The organism is Streptomyces sp. RLA131 (assembly GCF_056270125.1).
This window is the reverse complement of sequence record NZ_JBWDOQ010000002.1, coordinates 5,178,036-5,196,134: the sequence shown is the minus strand read 5'-3', so window position 1 is coordinate 5,196,134 and position 18,099 is coordinate 5,178,036. Positions and strand designations below refer to the sequence as shown.

Sequence of the window (18,099 nt, the reverse complement as noted above, 5' to 3'; positions counted from 1 at the left end):
CGGAGCCCCCGGTCCGTACCTCGGGTACGGACCGGGGGCTCTGTCATGGCCGGGACGGCCGGGGCAGGCTCAGGAGGTGGCGGAGCGGTACTTGCTGACCGCCAGCGTCCGGAAGAGCGCGATGATCGCGACGGACCAGATCAGCGAGGCCCAGACCGGGTGCTGCATCGGCCAGGCGTCGGAGGCCGACACTCCCGGGTTGCCGAACAGCTCACGGCAGGCCTGCACGGTGGCGCTGAACGGGTTCCAGTCCGCGATGTGCCGCAGCCAGGGCGTCATCTGGCTGGAGTCCACGAAGGCGTTCGACACGAACGTCAGCGGGAACAGCCAGATCAGCCCGCCCGAGGTGGCCGCCTCCGGGGTGCGGACCGACAGGCCGATCAGCGCGCCGATCCACGAGAAGGCGTAGCCGAGCAGGAGCAGCAGCGCGAAGCCGCCGAGGGCCTTGGGGATGCCCTCGTGGACCCGCCAGCCGACGATCAGGGCGACCACGGCCAGGACGACCAGGGTCAGCGCGGTCTGTACGGAGTCGGCCAGGGTGCGGCCGGTGAGGACCGCGCCGCGGGCCATCGGCAGCGACCGGAAGCGGTCGACCAGGCCCTTGTGCATGTCGTCGGCGATGCCCGCGCCGGCGCCCGCGGTGGCGAAGGTGACGGTCTGGGCGAAGATGCCGGCCATCAGGAACTCGCGGTACACACTCGCGCTCGTGGTGCCGCCGACGTTCATCGAACCGCCGAAGACATAGCTGAACAGCACCACGAACATGATCGGCTGGATCATCCCGAAGATGATCACTTCCGGGATGCGCATCATGCGGATCAGATTGCGCTTGGCGAGCACCAGCGAGTCGCGCAGGGACTGGCTGAGCGCGTTGCGCCGCCGGCCCACGACCGGGGCCGTACTGACGGCGGTCATGCGGCGTCCTCCTCTTCCTTCAGCTCCGCGACGTGGCCCGTCAGCGAGATGAACACGTCGTCCAGGGTCGGGCGGCGCAGCCCGATGTCGTCGATCTCGATGCCGCGGGCGTCCAGCTCACGGATCACCTCGGCGAGCAGCTTGGCGCCGCCCGTCACCGGGACGGTGATCTGCCGCATGTGGTCCTCGACCTTCGCGGCGCCCTTCCCGAAGCCGCTGAGGACCTCGGTGGCCTGCGCGAGGCGCTCGCGGTCGTGCACGACGACCTCGACCCGCTCGCCGCCGGTGCGGGCCTTGAGCTCGTCCGAGGTGCCGCGGGCGATCACCTTGCCGTGGTCGATCACGCAGATGTTGTGCGCGAGCCGGTCGGCCTCCTCCAGGTACTGCGTGGTGAGCAGCAGTGTCGTGCCGCCCGCGACCAGGTCCTGGATCACGTCCCACAGCGCGAGCCGGTTGCGCGGGTCCAGGCCGGTGGTGGGCTCGTCCATGAACATCACCGGCGGCCTGACGACCAGGGCGGCGGCGAGGTCCAGCCGGCGGCGCATACCGCCGGAGTAGGTCTTGGCGGGCCGGTCGGCGGCGTCGGCGAGGTTGAACCGGTCCAGCAGCTCGACCGCCCGGGCCTTCGCGTCCCGGCCGGTCATCTGGTAGAGCTGGCCGACCATCTGGAGGTTCTCCCGGCCGGTCAGGTACTCGTCGACCGCGGCGAACTGGCCGGACAGGCCAATCTTGCGGCGTACCTCGTCGGGTTGCCGGAGGACGTCCACCCCGGCCACGACGGCCCGGCCGCTGTCGGGCCTGAGCAGCGTCGTCAGCACCCGCACGGCGGTGGTCTTGCCGGCGCCGTTCGGACCCAGCAGTCCCAGTACCGTGCCTTCCGGCACGTCCAGATCCACTCCGTCCAGTGCGCGTACGTCTCCGAAGGTCTTCACCAGGCCTTCGGCGTGGATGGCGCCTGTCATGCCGTGTCTCCCGTCCAGGGTTGCCCTGCGTACGTCGTGATGCCGGGGCAGCAGCCCGCTCCCGAACGCATCGCGAGCGAGCATCCCAGACGCGATATATCGCGTCAACCGTTTTTCGCGTACGGCTCCGCCATCGCTGTCCACGGTGCCATGAGGCACTGACAACGACGTGATTGCAGGGGGTTCAGGGGGCCAGGGGGTTCAGGGGTCCACGGGGTTCAGGGGTCCAGGGGGTTCACGGCCCCGGCGGAGCGCCTCGGCGAACTGTTCAGCGGACCGCGTACCCCGCCTCGCGCAGCGACGAGGCGACCGCCTCGCAGTGCTCGGGGCCCTTGGTCTCCAGCTGGAGTTCCACCTCGGCCTCGGTCAGGCCCAGCCGGGGATCGGTCCGTACGTGCGCGATGTCCAGGACGTTCGCGTCGCTGTGCGAGAGCACCTCCAGCAGGGCCGCCAGCGCCCCCGGGCGGTCGGTGAGCCGCAGCCGCAGCGAGAGGTAGCGCCCGGCGGCGGCCATGCCGTGCCGCAGGATGCGCTGCATCAGCAGCGGGTCGACGTTGCCGCCGCTGAGGACCGCCACCACGGGCCCCTGGCCGGCGAAGGCCTCGGGGTGCCCCAGGAGGGCCGCCACGGGGCTGGCGCCGGCCGGCTCGACGACCAGCTTGGCGCGCTCCAGGCACAGCAGCAGCGCGCTGGACAGGTCGTCCTCGGAGACCGTGAGGACCTCGTCCACCAGATCGCGCACCACGGTGAACGGCACATCGCCCGGCCGGCCGACCTTGATGCCGTCGGCCATGGTGGCGACCGTGTCGAGCTGGACCGGGTACCCGGCGGCCAGCGAGGGCGGATACGCGGCCGCACCGGCCGCCTGCACGCCCACCACCCGTACGTCGGGCCGCAGGCACTTGACGGCGAGCGCCACACCCGCCGCGAGGCCGCCGCCGCCGATGCCCACCACGACGGTGCGGACCTCGGGACACTGCTCCAGGATCTCCAGGCCGACCGTGCCCTGCCCGGCGATGATGTCGGGGTGGTCGAAGGGGTGGATGACGACGGCGCCCGTCCGGTCCGCGTACGCCTGCGCGGCGCGCAGCGACTCGTCGACCACCTCACCCTCCAGCCGGACCTCCGCGCCGTAGTCGTGGGTCGCCGCGATCTTCGGCAGCGGGGCGCCGACCGGCATGAAGACGGTGGAGCGCACCCCCAGCAGCGACGCGGCCAGCGCGACGCCCTGCGCGTGGTTGCCCGCGCTGGCGGCGACCACACCGGCCGCGCGCTCCTCGGGGCTGAGCCCGGCGATGCGCACGTAGGCGCCGCGCACCTTGAAGGAGCCGGTGCGCTGGAGGTTCTCGCACTTGAAGTGCACCGGGGCGCCGATGAGCGAGGAGAGGAAGCGGCTGCCCTCCATCGGGGTCACCCGCGCGACGCCGGAGAGCATCTTGTGCGCGCCGCGGATGTCGTCGAGCGTGACCGGGTGGGAGACGGCTGCCGTGTGGCTTTCCATGCGCCCAGTCTGGCAGTCCCGGGGCGTTGGCCTGAAACACACCCATGGCTCCCCCTGGCAGGGCGCTAGCGCGGCACAAGCCCGGCGCCCGCAACCAAGCCCCCCGGCTTCTTTTCGCCGGTGGGGTCCGGGCCGCAATCTCTGCGCGTACTCTTCTCCCAACCTTCGCAGGACCGACAGAACGCGAGCATCCGGCCATGCCCATTCCATCGGAGACAACGACCGACCTCCTGGAGCGTCTGCAGCACCAGGTGGCCCTCTTCGCCCGGCGCGCGGAGCAGACGCGCCTGGGCGGGGTGGGCAAGGCGCGCAACTCCATGGACCGGGCCGCCTACCTGCTTCTGAACCGTCTCGACAACGAGGGTCCGATGGGTGTCAAGGCCCTGGCCGAGGGCATGGGGATCGACTCCTCCACCGTCACCCGGCAGGTCGCGCCGCTGGTCGACTCCGGCCTGGTCAAACGCACCTCGCACCCCGAGGACGGCCGTGCGGTGGTGCTGGCGCTGTCCCCTCGCGGGCGCTCCCGGCTGGACGAGGTACGGGCCTCCCGGCAGCAGCTGATGGCCGTCGTCACCGACGGCTGGAGCGAGGACGAGCGGGACACCTTCTGCGAGTTGCTGGGCCGCTTCAACACCGCCCTGTCGGACTACCACGCGGCCGTGACCCAGCCCGAGGAACACACCTCTTGACCTGAGGGCTTCCGCTGCCGTCCCATGGCGCTGTGGGAGAGCGCCGGGCGGCAGCGGAGCGCCTGCGCAGCGCCGAGTTCGAAGCCTTCACGGCGGGCGCGGCAGGCCGGCTCCTGCATGCCGCCACACTCCTGACCGGCGACCCCGCCGACGCCGACGCCCTGCTGTGCGCGGCCCTGACCCGTACGTACGCCGACTGGCGCCGCATGCGCGGCGAGGATCCGTACGCCTACACCAGGGCCGAGCTGGTCCGCCGCTTCGCCCACCGGCCGTGGTGGCGGCGCCCGGGCGGCGGCGTACTGGGCCGGCTGACCCCGCAGGAACGGCTGGTCGTGGTGCTGCGGCTGTACGAGGGCGTGGCCGAGGAGCAGGCCGCCGCCCAGCTGGGACTGCCCGCGGAACGCGTCCGGGCCCTGTGCCTGCGCGCGACGGGCACCCTGCGCAGCAGGCCGCCGGCGCCGCCGGCCGCGCCCTCCTCAACGGTCACGGCCACTTCCTAGCACAGTCCTGTTGACGGACGCACTGTTCGGTATGTCGATTACATTTCCACAAAGTCAAACGGAAACTCTTGACGTTGGATGGGACATACGGCTCTCATTGCTGCCACGCCTGTTCGGTCACGTTTGATTGTGGTGACTTCGGTGTCCCCCGAAGCGCCAGGCGTGGCAGGCGAGCCCACAGGAGCCGATATGCATCTCACCCCCTCAGGCCTGACAGTCCCCGGCCCCAGCCGCCGCACCGTCCTGCGCGGCATCGGTGGCGCGGCAGCGCTCGGCGCAGGCATTCCCCTGCTGAGCGCCTGTGGCGGCAGCACCTCGTCGTCCGGCAGCAAGACGGTCACCCTGGGCTCCAACGGCTCGGACGCTGTGCCCAAGAAGGCGTACGCGAGCATCTACAAGGCGTTCGAGGCGTCCTCCGGGACCACCGTCGACGTCAACACCAAGGATCACAACACCTTCCAGGAGTCGATCAACTCCTACCTCCAGGGCACGCCGGACGACGTGTTCAACTGGTTCGCCGGCTACCGCATGCAGTTCTTCGCGGGCAAGGGCCTGGCGAGCCCGATCGACGACGTGTGGAAGTCGATCAAGGGCAACTTCCCGACCGCCATGCAGGAGCTGAGCAAGGGCCAGGACGGCAAGTTCTACTTCGTGCCGCTCACGACCTACCCCTGGGCGATCTTCTACCGGAAGAGCGTCTTCAAGAAGCACGGCTACGAGGTGCCGACCACCTGGTCCGCCTTCATCGCCCTGTGCAAGCAGATGAAGAAGGACAAGCTGGTCCCGATCGCCTTCGGCGACAAGGACGCGTGGCCCGCCCTCGGCACCTTCGACCAGATCAACTGCCGCACCAACGGCTACGACTTCCACATCTCGCTGATGAAGGGCGAGGCGTCCTGGACCGACGCCAAGACCCGCGCCACCTTCGACAACTGGTCCGAGATCCTGGCCTACCACCAGGACGGCTCCATCGGCCGCACCTGGCAGGACGCGGCGCAGGCCGTGGCCTCCAAGAAGGCCGGCATGTACCTCCTGGGCATGTTCGTCGCCCAGCAGTTCACCAACGCCGACGACCTGGCCGACCTGGACTTCTTCCCCTTCCCCGAGATCGACCCGTCCTTCGGCCAGGACACGGTCGAGGCGCCCACCGACGGCTACATGATGAGCAAGAGCCCCAAGAACCACGCCGGCGCCGTCAAGCTGCTGGAGTTCCTGGGCACCCCGAAGGCCGAGGAGACGTACCTCAAGGCCGACCCGAGTGTCGTCGCCGCCTCCGACAAGGCCAGCACCGACGCGTACTCCGCCCTTCAGAAGAAGGGATACGACCTGATCGCGGGCGCCAAGCACCTCACCCAGTACATGGACCGCGACAGCCGCCCCGACTTCACCTCGACCGTGATGCAGCCCGCGCTCCAGAACTTCGTCCGCAACCCCAAGGGCATCGACAGCCTGCTGTCGTCGATCGAGCGCCAGAAGAAGACGATCTTCGCTTCCTCATGAGTTCCCAGATCACCGGGACCGGGACCGGATCCACCAGCACCCCGGAGGCGGCCGCCACGCCGCCTCCGGGCACCCCCGGAACAGCCCCCGGCAAGAAGCGCCGAGTGCCGCATGGCCACCGGCGCCTGCTCACCCGGCGCGACCGGGTCGCCCTCGGCCTCATGGCCGGCGTACCGACCTTCCTGCACGTCGCCCTGGTGTGGGTCACGGCGCTGGCCTCCATCGCGCTCGCCTTCACCACCTGGGACGGCATCGGCTTCGGCTCCATCAAGTGGGTCGGGTTCGACAACTTCCAGCAGCTGTTCAACGACAACCCGCAGTTCTGGCCGGCGGTCCAGCACAACGTCATCTGGTTTGTCGTCCTGGTGCTGATCCCCACCCCGTTCGGCCTTTTCCTCGCCGTGCAGCTGGACAAGAAGATCCGCTTCACCCGGATCTACCAGACCGCCTTCTTCATGCCGGTCGTCGTGTCGATGGCCGTCACCGGGTTCGTCTGGCAGCTCGTCTACAACCCCGACACCGGCCTCATCAACAGTGTCATCGGGGCGAACAAGCCCGGCCACTACATCGACTGGATCGGCGACCCCCACCTCAACCTCTGGGCCATCCTCGTCGCCGCATCCTGGCGGCACGCCGGCTACATGATGATCCTCTACCTCGCCGGCCTGAAGGGTGTGGACCCCTCGCTGCGCGAGGCCTCCGCGCTGGACGGCGCCAACGAGTGGCAGACCTTCAAGAACGTCATCTTCCCGGTGCTCCGGCCGATCAACACCATCGTGCTGGTCGTCACCATCATCGAGTCGCTGCGCGCCTTCGACCTGGTCTACGTCTTCAACGGCGGCACCCAGGGCACCGAGCTGCTCTCGATCCTGGTCACCAACAACATCATCGGCGAGTCCAGCCGCATCGGCTACGGCTCCGCGATAGCCGTCGTCCTGCTGCTGATCTCCCTCGGCGTGATCATCCCGTACCTGATCAGCACCTTCCGGAAGGAGCGGCGAGCATGAGCGCCTCCGCTGCCGTTCTCCCCAAGACCGGGCGACTCCGCCCCGCCCGGGTGCTGCTGCACGTCTTCCTGGCCGTTACCTCGCTGGCCTGGCTCGCGCCCCTGCTGTGGGCGCTGTACGCCGCCCTGCGGCCGTACGGGGAGACCAGCACCAAGGGCTACGTGTCCTGGCCCAGCAAGCTGAGCCTGGACAACTTCACCAACGCCTTCACCCAGTCCGACATGACGCACTACTTCGGGAACACCCTGCTCATCGCCATCCCGGCGGTGCTGCTGACGCTGTTCCTGTCCTCCTGCGTCGCCTTCTACGTCAGCCGCTTCGACTTCCGGGTCAACCTGTCGCTGCTGCTGGTCTTCACCGCCGGCAACCTGCTCCCCCAGCAGGTCATCATCACCCCGCTCTACCGGCTCTACCTGCTGGTCGACCTCCCCGGCATCACCGCCTCCGGCAAGCTGTACGACTCCGCGCTCGGCCTGGTCCTCATCCACGTGGCCTTCCAGTCCGGCTTCTGCGCCTTCGTACTGAGCAACTACATGCGCTCACTGCCGCACGAGCTGACCGAGGCCGCCCTGGTGGACGGCGCCTCCGTGTGGCGCCTGTACTGGCAGATCGTGCTGCCGCTGTGCAAGCCCGCGATGGCGGCCCTGGCCACCCTGCTGTCCATCTGGATCTACAACGACTTCTTCTGGGCCGTCGTTCTCATCTCGACCGGCGAGAACATGCCCGTGACGTCCGCGCTGAAGAACCTGTCCGGGCAGTACTTCACCGACCCCAACCTGGTCGCGGCCGGCGCGCTGCTGACCGCCATTCCCACCCTGATCGTCTACTTCGCCCTCCAGCGCCAGTTCGTCAGCGGACTGACCCTGGGCGCGAACAAGGGCTGACCCCTCCCCTCCCGAGTCCCGAGGGAAAGGCTGCCCCCTCCGGCGGGGCGGGGCCCCGCCGCGGCCTTTCGCGACCGGTCCCGCCCCGCCGGTGCCCCGCGCGGACGCCCCCGAACACGGCCCGACGCGCGGACGCCCCCGAACACGCCCCGAAAGAGATCCCCCGTGAACCACCGCCCCGCCCCGCCCCTCCGTCTGCCCGGCATCGCCTACGGCGGCGACTACAACCCCGAGCAGTGGCCGGAGGAGATCTGGCACGAGGACATGCGCCTCATGCGCGAGGCCGGGGTGACCATGGTCAGCGTCGGCATCTTCTCCTGGGCCCTGCTGGAACCGGAGGAGGGCCGCTACGACTTCACGCGGATGGACCGCCTGCTGGACCTGCTCCACGAGAACGGCATCGCCGCCGACCTGGCCACCCCCACCGCCGCCCCGCCCGCCTGGTTCTTCCGCGCCCACCCCGACGCCCTGCCCGTCGACCACGACGGCCGCCGCCTGTCGTACGGCAGCCGCCAGACCTTCTGCCCCAGCAGCCCCGACTACCGGCGGGCCGCACTGCGCATCGCGGGCGCCCTGGCCGAGCGGTACGCCGCGCACCCCGCCGTCGCCATGTGGCACGTCCACAACGAGTACGGCTGCCACAACGCCGCCTGCTACTGCGACACCAGCGCCGCCGCCTTCCGGATCTGGCTGCGGGCCCGTTACGGCGACGACCTGGCCGCCCTCAACCACGCCTGGGGCACCGCCTTCTGGAGCCAGTGGTACTACTCCTGGGACCAGATCCTGCCGCCGCGCGCCACCGGCGCCGTGGGCAACCCCACCCAGCAGCTGGACTGGCGCCGCTTCTGCTCCGACGAGCTGCTGTCCCTGTGCACGGCCGAACGGGACGTACTGCGCGAGGCCGCCCCCGGCATCCCCGCGACCACCAACTTCATGGTGATGCGCAACTTCGACGCCCTGGACTACTGGCGCTGGGCACCCGAACTCGACATCGTCTCCAACGACCACTACCTGATCTCCACCGACCCCGAGTCCGAGCTCGACATCGCACTCAGCGGCGATCTGGTCCGGTCACTGGCGGGCGGCCGCCCCTGGCTGCTCATGGAGCACTCCACCGGCGCCGTCAACTGGCAGCCGGTCAACCGCGCCAAGGGCCCCGGCGAGCTGCGGCGCAACGCCCTGTCCCACGTCGCCCGCGGCGCCGACGGCATCGCCTACTTCCAGTGGCGGGCCTCCCGGGCCGGCGCCGAGCAGTGGCACTCCGCGATGCTGCCGCACGCCGGCACGGACAGCCAGATCTGGCGGGACGTCGTCGGGCTCGGCGCCGACCTCGCCGCGCTGGCCGAGGTACGGGGCAGCACCGCGCGCGCCTCCGTGGCCATCGCCTGGGACTGGGACGCCCGCTGGGCCCTGGAACTCCCCTCCCAGCCCAGCGGCGAGCTGTCCTTCCAGGACCTCGTACGGGACTGGTACGCGCCCCTGTGGCGGGCCGGAGTCGCCGTGGACTTCGTCCGCCCGGACGCCGACCTGGACGGCTACCGGGCGGTCCTGGTGCCCAGCCTCTACCTGGTCGACGACGCCGGCGCGGACAACCTGCGGCGCTTCGCCGAGGGCGGCGGCACGCTCGCCGTCGGCTTCCACAGCGGCCAGACCGACGCCAACTGCCACATCCGGCTCGGCGGCTACCCCGGGGCCTTCCGGGACGTCCTGGGCGTACGGACGGACGAGCTGTTCCCGCTGCTGCCCGGCGAGACGCTCCGGCTGGCCGGGCAGGACGTACCGCCCGGCGCCACGGCCGACCTGTGGAGCGAGCGCGTCCGGGCCGTGGACGCCGAGGTGGTCGTCACCTTCGCCGACGGCCCGCTCGCCGGCGGCCCCGCCGTCACCCGGCGCGGCCACGCCTGGTACCTCGCCACCCACCCCGACCCGGCGACCCTGGGCGCCCTGCTGGGCCGCGTCCTGACCGAGGCCGGCGTACGGACCGAGCCGCTCGCGCCGCAGGGCGTGGAGGCCGTCCGGAGGCACGGCGAAGAGGCGGACTACCTGTTCCTCATCGACCACACCGGCCAGGGCGCCGAGGTGGCCTGCCCGGCCGGCGTGGACCTGCTCACCGGCAAGCCCGTCACCGGCTCGGTCACCCTCGCGCCGGGCGGAGTGGCGGTCGTCCGCGAACCCCGGGGCTGACCCGCGGCCGACGGCCTCTTGACCCACGCTCCTCCTTGCGGTCCCCTGGCCTCATGGACCGCAAGGAGGAGCAGGTCCGGCGGCTGCTCGACACCCCGCACCCGGTCGTCGCGGTGGACCTCGCCGCCCGCGCCGCCGACCGGGGCCGCCGCGTCCTGCGCCGCCGCCGCGTCGCGCACACCGTGCTCTGGGCGCTGCTGCTGGCCGCCCTGATCACCACCGTCGTCCTGCTCAGCCTGTGGTGGCCCGCCCCGGACCCGCTCGGCACCACGCCGATCGTGACGAACGGCTGACCCGGGCCGCGCCCGGACCAGCCGTTCGTCACGATCGGCGCTACGCGGCCGGTACTACGCGTCCAGCGCCTGCCGCAGATCCGCCAGCAGGTCGTCCGCCGACTCGATGCCCACCGACAGCCGGACCAGGTCGGCCGGCACCTCCAGGTCGGAGCCGGCCACCGAGGCGTGCGTCATCCGCCCGGGGTGCTCGATGAGGGACTCCACCCCGCCCAGGGACTCCCCGAGGGTGAACAGCCGCGCCCGGTTGCAGACCTCGACCGCCGCCTCCTCGCCGCCCGCCACCCGGAAGGACACCATCCCGCCGAAGGCCTTCATCTGCTTGACGGCGACCTCGTGACCGGCGTGCTCCGGCAGACCCGGGTAGTAGACCTGCTCCACCCGGGGGTGGGAGGCCAGCAGCTCCGCGACCTTCGTGGCGTTCTGGCTGTGCCGGTCCATCCGCACAGCCAGGGTCTTGATGCCCCGCAGCACCAGCCAGGCGTCGAACGGCCCGGCCACCGCGCCCATCGCGTTCTGGTGGTAGGCCAGTTCCTCGCCGAGCGCCGCGTCGGCCGTGACGAGCGCGCCGCCGACGACGTCCGAGTGACCGCCCATGTACTTGGTGGTCGAGTGGACGACCACATCCGCGCCCAGCGCGAGCGGCTGCTGCAGATACGGGCTGGCGAAGGTGTTGTCGACGACCAGCCGGGCACCGGCGTGCCGCGCGATGTCGGCGATCACCGCGATGTCGGTGATCCCCAGCAGCGGGTTGCTGGGGGTCTCCACCCAGACCGCCCTGGTGTTGGGCCGGAGCTGCTCCCGTACCGACGCCGGGTCGGAGGTGTTGGCCACCGACCACCGCACGCCCCACCGCTCGGCGACCTTGGCGAAGAGCCGGAAGGTGCCGCCGTACGCGTCGTCCGGGATCACCACGTGATCCCCGGGGGACAGGACCGTCCGCAGCAGGCAGTCCTCCGCCGCGAGCCCCGACGCGAAGGCGAGCCCGCGCCGGCCGCCCTCCAGCGCGGCGAGATTCTCCTCCAGCGCCGTACGGGTGGGGTTCGCGGAACGGCTGTACTCGTAGCCGCCGCGCAGCCCGCCGACGCCGTCCTGCTTGTAGGTGGACACCTGGTAGATCGGTGTCACCACGGCGCCGGTCTGCGCGTCCGCGGCCTGCCCCGCGTGAATGGCGAGGGTCTCGAAGTTCTGGTGCTGCTGCTGGTGGCTGTCGGTCATGTCGCCGAGGGTAGTCGCCCCGGGGCCCCGGAGTCGTACGGGCCAGGTCAGCCACGGGAATTCCGCAACACCGGCCGTACGTTAATCCGTCAGCGGCGCCCGCCGCGCCTGTCCGTAACCCCGAACGGGAGCCCGCATGCTCTTCAACCGTCACACCCCGCGACTCCCTTCCGCCGACGAGGCCCTTCCGGGCCGCGTCACCCCCCTGTCCGCCCTCGCCGACCGCCACACCGTCCTGGGCAACCCCCTCGCCGGCCCCTACCCGGCCGGACTCGCCGTCGCCGACTTCGGCCTCGGCTGCTTCTGGGGCGCCGAGCGCGTCTTCTGGCAGACCCCCGGCGTCTGGACCACCCTCGTCGGCTACCAGGGCGGCCACACCGCCAACCCGACCTACGAGGAGGTCTGCTCCGGCCACACCGGTCACACCGAGGCCGTCCGCGTCGTGTACGACCCGGACAAGGTCTCCTACGAGACCCTCCTGAAGGTCTTCTGGGAGGCCCACGACCCCACCCAGGGCTTCCGCCAGGGCAACGACACCGGCACCCAGTACCGCTCCGCGGTCTACACCCACTCCCCCGAGCAGCTCACCACCGCCGAGGCCTCCCGCGCCGCCTACCAGCCCGTCCTCACCGGCGCCGGCTACGGCGACATCACCACCGAGATCCTCCCGGCCGGCCCCTTCTACCCCGCCGAGCCGTACCACCAGCAATATCTCGACAAGAACCCCGCCGGCTACTGCGGCATCGGCGGCACCGGCCAGTCGTGCCCGATCGGCGTGGCCAGAGTCGAAGGGTGAGTGCCGGGTTCGGCATCGAGCGTCTGGCAGCGCTGTGGCAGGATCGGCACCCGTCGCAGGGGCCGGTGGCTCATGAGTTCCGTACCGCCTTCGCCGACCGCTGGGTGCGCTTCCACAGCCTTCCGGGCTCGAAGCGCTACCCGGAGTCCGAGAGCGAATACGGAACCGTTCTGGACCGTTACAACACGGTCCTCGACGAACTGTTCGCCGGCCGGGACGTCTACGTGGTCACGGTCGGCTGGTCACCAGCACCGATCGGGCCCGGGCGTCCTCCGGAACGCGAGACGCTCCACCCGGAAGGCGTCCGTTGGTTCACCGTCGAGGATCAGGACGATCCCGATCCCGCATTCCACACCTGTACACACCTGTACGCCGACCGCCGCCCCTGGCAGCGGGGCTGCATCGACCCGCTGCTCCGGGCCGTCGCCGACGACGTACTCACGGAAGTGTTCATCACCGACACCGAACTGCGGCGGATCCACCATCCCTACGACGGCGGCGCGGACACCATCCTGGCCAGCCCGGAGGAACGCGACCGCATGAGCGACCGCCACCCGGACTGGCTGTCCGGGCACGCATCCGGCCTGTGAGCCGACGGCTGACGCAGGGCCCGGGGCACGCCGCTCGTGCAGCCGTACGACCAGGTGAGCAGCACCCGAAGCGACGGACGGGACCCGGCCGGTAGCCACGCCGTCAGCCGCGCGCCATCCGTAGGACGGCCCGCCATCGCACGGGACAAGCCGTCCACGATGACGTGCGGCGCCGGGCATCGGCCGGCTCCACGGCCGCGGAGCGCCGCGGCCACGCTTCTGTTCCTGGGCGCCCTGCCGGGAGCACTCGACGCGAAACTGGACGTGACCATCCGCATGGACGAAGCCCGGCTCTCCTTCGTCCCGCACGCCGCAGTCAACACGATGCCGAGCGGCTGCCGTCACCGTCAGACGCGACACGGCGGCACGTACGACTCCGCAGCTGTTGTGCCGGACAGTGCGGTGCGGTGCCTGGGCTACGACACGTTGATGCCGTACTCCTGGATCAGCCCTTCGAGGCCACCGGTGTAGCCCTTGCCTCCGATGACGAAGTCCCAGTCGCCGCCTGCGCGACGGCGGAACGAGCCTAGAACCAGGGCGGTCTCCCCGGAGCGACCGTCGGAGACCGGCAGACGGTCGAGTTCCGTGCCGGAGGTGTCCAGCAGCCGGATACCGGCATCGGTGAAGCCGGACAGGTCCGCCTGCGGATTGACCGACGGATCGATCGCGGCGACGAGGACGAGCCGGTCGGCTCTCGCGGGCAGGGCGTCGAACGCCACCCGGATCGCGGCTTTGTCCGGTGAGGCACTGGGCACCGCGCGCACCGAACCGTCCGGGGTCCGGGGGTTGTTGTAGAACACGAAGTGGTCGTCGCTGAGTACCTGGTTGCCGTGGCACACCAGAGCGCACACGTCCAGGGCGACGTGCCCCGACCACGACATGCCCAGCACATTGTGATCGGCGGCCGGGTCGGCCGTATCCGGCGCTGTCCGTTGTGGGGGCACCGCTTGCCCGCCCTGGCCGAGCCGGCCTCGTAGCCCGTGGCGGTGCAGCAGGTCGACCAGCTCGCTGCCCGACACCAGTTCCAGCGGCTTGCCGTTGGCGAACGTGTGCGAGCCAGGACCGAAGCCGGAGGTGGTGACCAGGACACCTTTGTTGGCCCCTGCGTCCTGGACGGTGCCGTACAGGTCGCGGACGGCCGTCGGCGGCACGGTGTTGCGGTACCGCTTCACCTGAACGACGATCTTGCCGCCGCGGATCGGTGTCGGATCCATCGCGTCGACGTCCACTCCGCCGTCGTTCGAGCGCTGTGTCATCACCGCTTGCATCCCCATGGCACGGAACAGATCGGCGACGAGCGACTCGAACGCGATCGGATCCATCTCGTGGAGATCCGGTTCCTCGTCGCCTCCGTGCGAGACGACACCGCCGCCGAGATCGCCGGGGACCCGCCCCGGCCGTACCGCCGCGCGCTGGTCGGGACGCGGGGACAGCTGTCCCCGAAGCCCGTCGACCAGGCAGTCCACGGCGTTGACCTGTTCCAGATGCATTCCGCCGAAGGCTGAGCGGGCGGCCATGACGGTGGCCAGGAAGACATGGGCCCGTCTGCCGGTCACCGGGTCGTGGTCGTCCACGAAACCGTTCAGCGCGACCGAGTCCAGTACGCCGAACTCATCCGCCGCGAAGAGTTCGCGCAGAGTCAGCAGCACGCACTGCGCGAGCATGTCCCGGTACAGCGCCCGGCGCTGCGCGGCCGGGCGGGCCGTCTCCTTGTCCTGGTCGGCGGTGGGCATGTACCGCACGGATTTCGTCTCCGGAACGATGTCGTACTTCGGCAGCTCCCAGTTCAGCACCAGCTGGCGGGCCGCCGGGTCGTACCCGGCGGACACCTGGCGCGGCAGATCCTCCGGCCATGCGGTGGAGGCGTACAGCGCGGCCGAGAAGTACTCCACCGCCGTGTCAGGATCCCCGTCCCGAAGCGCTGCGGCCATCTCCGCGATGCCGTCGTTGTGCCGGCGGATCTCCGCCAGCCGGGCGTCGGCCCACCGGTCGTACTGCTGCCGGTACGCCGCCAGCTGCTGCTGGCGCTGGGCCTCCGCGGCCTGAGCCGCCTGACAGTCACGTTCGAACCGTGCCCGCGCCTCCTCCTGGGCCTGGGCCCGGCGGTTCGGCCCGAGTGTCCAGCCTCCGCTCTGGGCCTGGTACTGGTTCGGATCCGGCATCGGGACGGGGGAGGCGAGCCGGCCGGGGGCGAACGCCTCGATCCGCTCCGTACGGGCGAGCGACGCCGTCCTGAACGCCGGAGCCCGGCATCCGGCAGCCAGCAGGCCCGTCAAGGCCCGGACCCTCGCGTCCAGTTCCTCGGTACGGCGCCGCGCGTCCGCTTCCCTGTGCTGCCGGTAGGCGGCCTGCTGCTCGCGCTGACTGCGGGCGAGATCACGTTCGTACGCCCGTTGCTGTCGCTCCTGCTCACGCTGGTGCTGCGTCTGCACCCGACGCTGTGCTTCCTGCTGCCGCTGCTGCTGGCGCTGTGCCTCGGCCCAGACACCGATCAACCCGTTGGAGCGACGACTCATGCAGTACAGGCCCTCCCCTGGGGACCTCGGTGTCCCCCGAACCGCGCGCCGGCCCCACAACCAGCAGTAACGGGACAACTCTAGTCCGTGGCGCGACGCGTCGGCAGAGCTCCTGGGAACCTCCGGAACAGGCGCCGCTCGGGCAGGGCAGGACGAGGCAGGCCGACCTCCCCGGCCGGCCGGCGGGGCGGGTTCAGTCCTGGTGGCGTCGGTCGGGCTTCGGGGTGGCTTCCCAGCGCCAGGTGGTGGGGCGGGGGTGGGCGGGGAGGTCGGTGCGTCCGGTGGACCACAGGAGGGTGGGCCAGGGGGCGGTGGTGGTGGGGGCGTCGGGGAAGAGGCGGGCGAGGACGCGGGCGCAGAGGTCGGCGGGCGGGGTCCAGGGGAGGCTGAGTCCCTGGGCGAGGTCGTGGGTGTGGACGAGGGTCTCGACGATGCCCATGGCGGCGAAGCCCTCCGGGTCGCAGACCCCGAAGACGTGGTGGGAGCGGGCGGCCGGGGGCGTGGTGCGCACGACGGCGGTCAGGAGGGCCGCGCAGGCTTCCAGGACCTGGAGGAGGCCGGCGGGGCCGGCCCGGCGGTCGGCGAAGATGACGTTGGCCGGGCCGCCGGCGCGCCGCTCGGTCCAGGCGAGGGGGACGGGGGCGTCCAGCGGCGGTGCGGCGGGGCCGAGTTGGGCCGCGTACGAGAAGAGGTCGTCGGCCAGGTGCTCGACGGTCTCCCAGCAGTCCCAGTCCAGGGAGCCGGCCTTGGCCGACCAGTCCGCGCCGTCGGCTGCGCGCAGGGTGGTCAGGGCCAGGCGGACGGCGTGCTGGAGGTCGTCGGGGGTGACAGCGTCAGGCATGGCGGGACCGTACCAAGGGTCAACCGCCGACTCCCACCTCATTGTTCGGGGCGCCGTCGCCGGAGGAGGGGAGGTCGCCGCGCTCGACGGGCGTGGTGCGGTCGGGGACGGCGGGGAGTTCGGGGAGGAGGGCGTCGAGTTCGCGGTCGCCGGCGTGGTGGGCGGCGCGGGCCGCCTTGCGCAGGGTGGCGCGGGACACGTGGAGGGGCTTGGCGGTGAGCCGCAGGACGTGGCCGCGCACGGAGACGGCGTACTCGTGGGCGTCGGCGGTGGCGCGGTACCAGTCGGCGCCCTCGCGCTCGCAGCGGACGGTGTCGCCGGAGGCGGGGTCGATGGGGGTGGCGGGGCAGTTGGCGGCGTCGAGGGTGCCGCGGTCGACGGTGAGCTGTATCTGTCCGCCGTCGGCCGTGGAGTAGTAGGTGCTCTGGAAGCCGTCGTCGCCGTGGACGCCGACGGACTGGCGGGCGAGGTCGTAGCCGGCGACGTCGGTGACGTAGACGAGGCTGCGGGCCGAGCCCATGGCCCGTAAGCGGGCCGCCACATCGCCGGTGCCGGTGGCCGATCCGGTGGCCGTGACCGTGCCGCAGGCGGTGAGGGCGAGGAGCGGGAGCAGGAGCAGCAGGGCCGGGGGCCGGGCGCGGGTGGCCGGTGAGCCCGCTGTGGTCATTGAGGACATCGAGGTCATGGGAACATCCTGCCGGACGGGTCCGACGGCCCCGGGGGACCGCGGTGGCCGGGGTTCATGACGGTGCCTCAGCCGCGCGATCCGGCCGACGAGTGAGCCGCACAACCCATTTGGGTGAGATTGTGGCATTTTGCCTTATATTTCAAGAATTATCTTCCTACCCTGGCCCCATGTCGATTTCACGCCGGACAGTGATCGGAGCCGCCGGAGCAGCGGCCGTGGGGACAGCCCTCGTGCCGACGACGGCGTGGGCTGCCGCGGGGCCGCGCGCGGTCGCGTACGACGTGGAGTACGTGCCGCGCGCCCAGTGGGGGGCGGACGAGGACAAGCGGTTCAAGGCCGACGGTTCGGAGAACTCGCCGACCGTCTACCACCCGGCGCAGGCGATGACCGTACATCACACGGACACCGCCAACGACGATCCGGACCCGGCGGCGACGGTCCGGGCGATCTACGAACACCACGCCGTCACCAACGACTGGGGCGACATCGGGTATCACTTCCTGATCGACGAGTCGGGCCGGATCTACGAGGGCCGCTGGTCCGGCGGTGACGGGCTCCCCGGGCACGACCGGCACGGCCGGGTGGTGACGGGGTTCCATGTGGCCGGTTTCAACTCGGGCAACCTCGGGATCGCGCTGCTCGGGAAGCTGGTGGACCGGGCGCCGACCGGCGCGGCCGAGGCGGCGCTGGTGCGGCTGGTCGCGGCGATGTCCCGTTTCCATGACTTCGACCCGGCCGCCAGGACGCAGTACACCAACCCGACAAGTGGTGCGAAGCGCGAGGTCACGACGCTGGGCGGGCACCGGGACTGGATGGGGACCGACTGCCCGGGCGGGACGATGTACGCGCGGCTGGCCGTCGTCCGCGGGGACGCCGCGAAGCGAGCCCGGCGCTGACGCCCACCCGCGCGTCCATCCGCTCCGGAGGCGCGCGGGCCCCGCGAGCGCGCCGGCCCCGGTTGTCCGCGACCGCCACGAGCGCCGCGACCGCCACGCGCCGCCACGCGCCGCAACCG

Annotated in this window: 17 protein-coding genes; 10 read left to right on the top strand and 7 right to left on the bottom strand. The window is 71.2% G+C overall.

Annotated features, from left to right (window positions below; translation table 11 throughout):
* Positions 1 to 69: 69 nt before the first annotated feature.
* The 3 genes from RWE79_RS24640 to ilvA all read right to left on the bottom strand — a co-directional run bounded on the left by RWE79_RS24640 (position 70) and on the right by ilvA (position 3,378).
* Positions 70 to 915, bottom strand: a complete 846-nt coding sequence (locus RWE79_RS24640; RefSeq protein ID WP_475942233.1) for an ABC transporter permease — start codon at positions 913 to 915, stop codon at positions 70 to 72.
* Entirely contained in the window at positions 912 to 1,877 is a 966-nt protein-coding gene (locus RWE79_RS24635; protein WP_475942232.1) for an ATP-binding cassette domain-containing protein, read from the bottom strand. Before RWE79_RS24635 ends, RWE79_RS24640 begins: the two co-directional genes overlap by 4 nt.
* 268 nt (positions 1,878 to 2,145) lie before the next feature.
* Positions 2,146 to 3,378, bottom strand: coding sequence for a threonine ammonia-lyase (gene ilvA / locus RWE79_RS24630; RefSeq protein ID WP_475942231.1), 1,233 nt, complete (start codon positions 3,376 to 3,378; stop codon positions 2,146 to 2,148).
* A 197-nt stretch (positions 3,379 to 3,575) separates the two neighbouring features.
* Between ilvA and RWE79_RS24625 the strand changes: the two genes are divergently transcribed.
* The 7 genes from RWE79_RS24625 (at position 3,576) to RWE79_RS24595 (ending at position 10,435) form a co-directional block, all read left to right on the top strand.
* On the top strand, positions 3,576 to 4,067 hold the full coding sequence (locus tag RWE79_RS24625; RefSeq protein WP_475942230.1) for a MarR family winged helix-turn-helix transcriptional regulator: 492 nt from the start codon (positions 3,576 to 3,578) through the stop codon (positions 4,065 to 4,067).
* Positions 4,068 to 4,099: 32 nt separating this feature from the next.
* Positions 4,100 to 4,567 (top strand): sigma factor-like helix-turn-helix DNA-binding protein, encoded by a 468-nt coding sequence (locus RWE79_RS24620; RefSeq protein ID WP_475942229.1) that lies wholly within the window; start codon positions 4,100 to 4,102, stop codon positions 4,565 to 4,567.
* 189 nt (positions 4,568 to 4,756) lie between these two features.
* Entirely contained in the window at positions 4,757 to 6,067 is a 1,311-nt protein-coding gene (locus RWE79_RS24615) for an ABC transporter substrate-binding protein (RefSeq protein ID WP_475942228.1), read from the top strand.
* Complete coding sequence (locus tag RWE79_RS24610) at positions 6,064 to 7,074, top strand: carbohydrate ABC transporter permease (RefSeq protein WP_475942227.1); 1,011 nt, start codon at positions 6,064 to 6,066, stop codon at positions 7,072 to 7,074. Before RWE79_RS24615 ends, RWE79_RS24610 begins: the two co-directional genes overlap by 4 nt.
* On the top strand, positions 7,071 to 7,958 hold the full coding sequence (locus tag RWE79_RS24605; protein ID WP_475942226.1) for a carbohydrate ABC transporter permease: 888 nt from the start codon (positions 7,071 to 7,073) through the stop codon (positions 7,956 to 7,958). Before RWE79_RS24610 ends, RWE79_RS24605 begins: the two co-directional genes overlap by 4 nt.
* A gap of 165 nt (positions 7,959 to 8,123) precedes the next feature.
* On the top strand, positions 8,124 to 10,142 hold the full coding sequence (locus RWE79_RS24600; protein WP_475942225.1) for a beta-galactosidase: 2,019 nt from the start codon (positions 8,124 to 8,126) through the stop codon (positions 10,140 to 10,142).
* 53 nt (positions 10,143 to 10,195) lie between these two features.
* Positions 10,196 to 10,435, top strand: a complete 240-nt coding sequence (locus tag RWE79_RS24595; protein ID WP_475942224.1) for a hypothetical protein — start codon at positions 10,196 to 10,198, stop codon at positions 10,433 to 10,435.
* Between the two features lie 54 nt (positions 10,436 to 10,489).
* Here the strand turns inward: RWE79_RS24595 and RWE79_RS24590 are convergent, their stop codons facing one another.
* Positions 10,490 to 11,653 carry a cystathionine gamma-synthase gene (locus RWE79_RS24590; protein WP_475942223.1) on the bottom strand — a complete coding sequence of 388 codons (1,164 nt, stop codon included), beginning with the start codon at positions 11,651 to 11,653 and terminating at the stop codon, positions 10,490 to 10,492.
* Positions 11,654 to 11,789: 136 nt separating this feature from the next.
* Here RWE79_RS24590 and msrA point away from each other — a divergent pair, with 136 nt between their 5' ends.
* Complete coding sequence (gene msrA, locus RWE79_RS24585) at positions 11,790 to 12,449, top strand: peptide-methionine (S)-S-oxide reductase MsrA (RefSeq protein ID WP_475942222.1); 660 nt, start codon at positions 11,790 to 11,792, stop codon at positions 12,447 to 12,449.
* A complete protein-coding gene (locus RWE79_RS24580; RefSeq protein WP_475942221.1) occupies positions 12,446 to 13,039 on the top strand; it encodes a DUF3885 domain-containing protein in 594 nt (197 codons plus the stop codon). Before msrA ends, RWE79_RS24580 begins: the two co-directional genes overlap by 4 nt.
* A 416-nt stretch (positions 13,040 to 13,455) precedes the next feature.
* Here the strand turns inward: RWE79_RS24580 and RWE79_RS24575 are convergent, their stop codons facing one another.
* The 3 genes from RWE79_RS24575 to RWE79_RS24565 form a co-directional block, all read right to left on the bottom strand.
* A complete protein-coding gene (locus tag RWE79_RS24575; RefSeq protein ID WP_475942220.1) occupies positions 13,456 to 15,555 on the bottom strand; it encodes a restriction endonuclease in 2,100 nt (699 codons plus the stop codon).
* Positions 15,556 to 15,748: 193 nt separating this feature from the next.
* On the bottom strand, positions 15,749 to 16,396 hold the full coding sequence (locus RWE79_RS24570; protein WP_475942219.1) for a hypothetical protein: 648 nt from the start codon (positions 16,394 to 16,396) through the stop codon (positions 15,749 to 15,751).
* 19 nt (positions 16,397 to 16,415) lie between these two features.
* Positions 16,416 to 17,081: a hypothetical protein gene (locus tag RWE79_RS24565; protein ID WP_475942218.1), complete on the bottom strand. Its 666-nt coding sequence runs from the start codon at positions 17,079 to 17,081 to the stop codon at positions 16,416 to 16,418.
* A 170-nt stretch (positions 17,082 to 17,251) separates the two neighbouring features.
* Between RWE79_RS24565 and RWE79_RS24560 the strand changes: the two genes are divergently transcribed.
* Positions 17,252 to 17,980 carry an N-acetylmuramoyl-L-alanine amidase gene (locus RWE79_RS24560; RefSeq protein ID WP_475942217.1) on the top strand — a complete coding sequence of 243 codons (729 nt, stop codon included), beginning with the start codon at positions 17,252 to 17,254 and terminating at the stop codon, positions 17,978 to 17,980.
* The last annotated feature ends 119 nt before the right edge of the window (positions 17,981 to 18,099 follow it).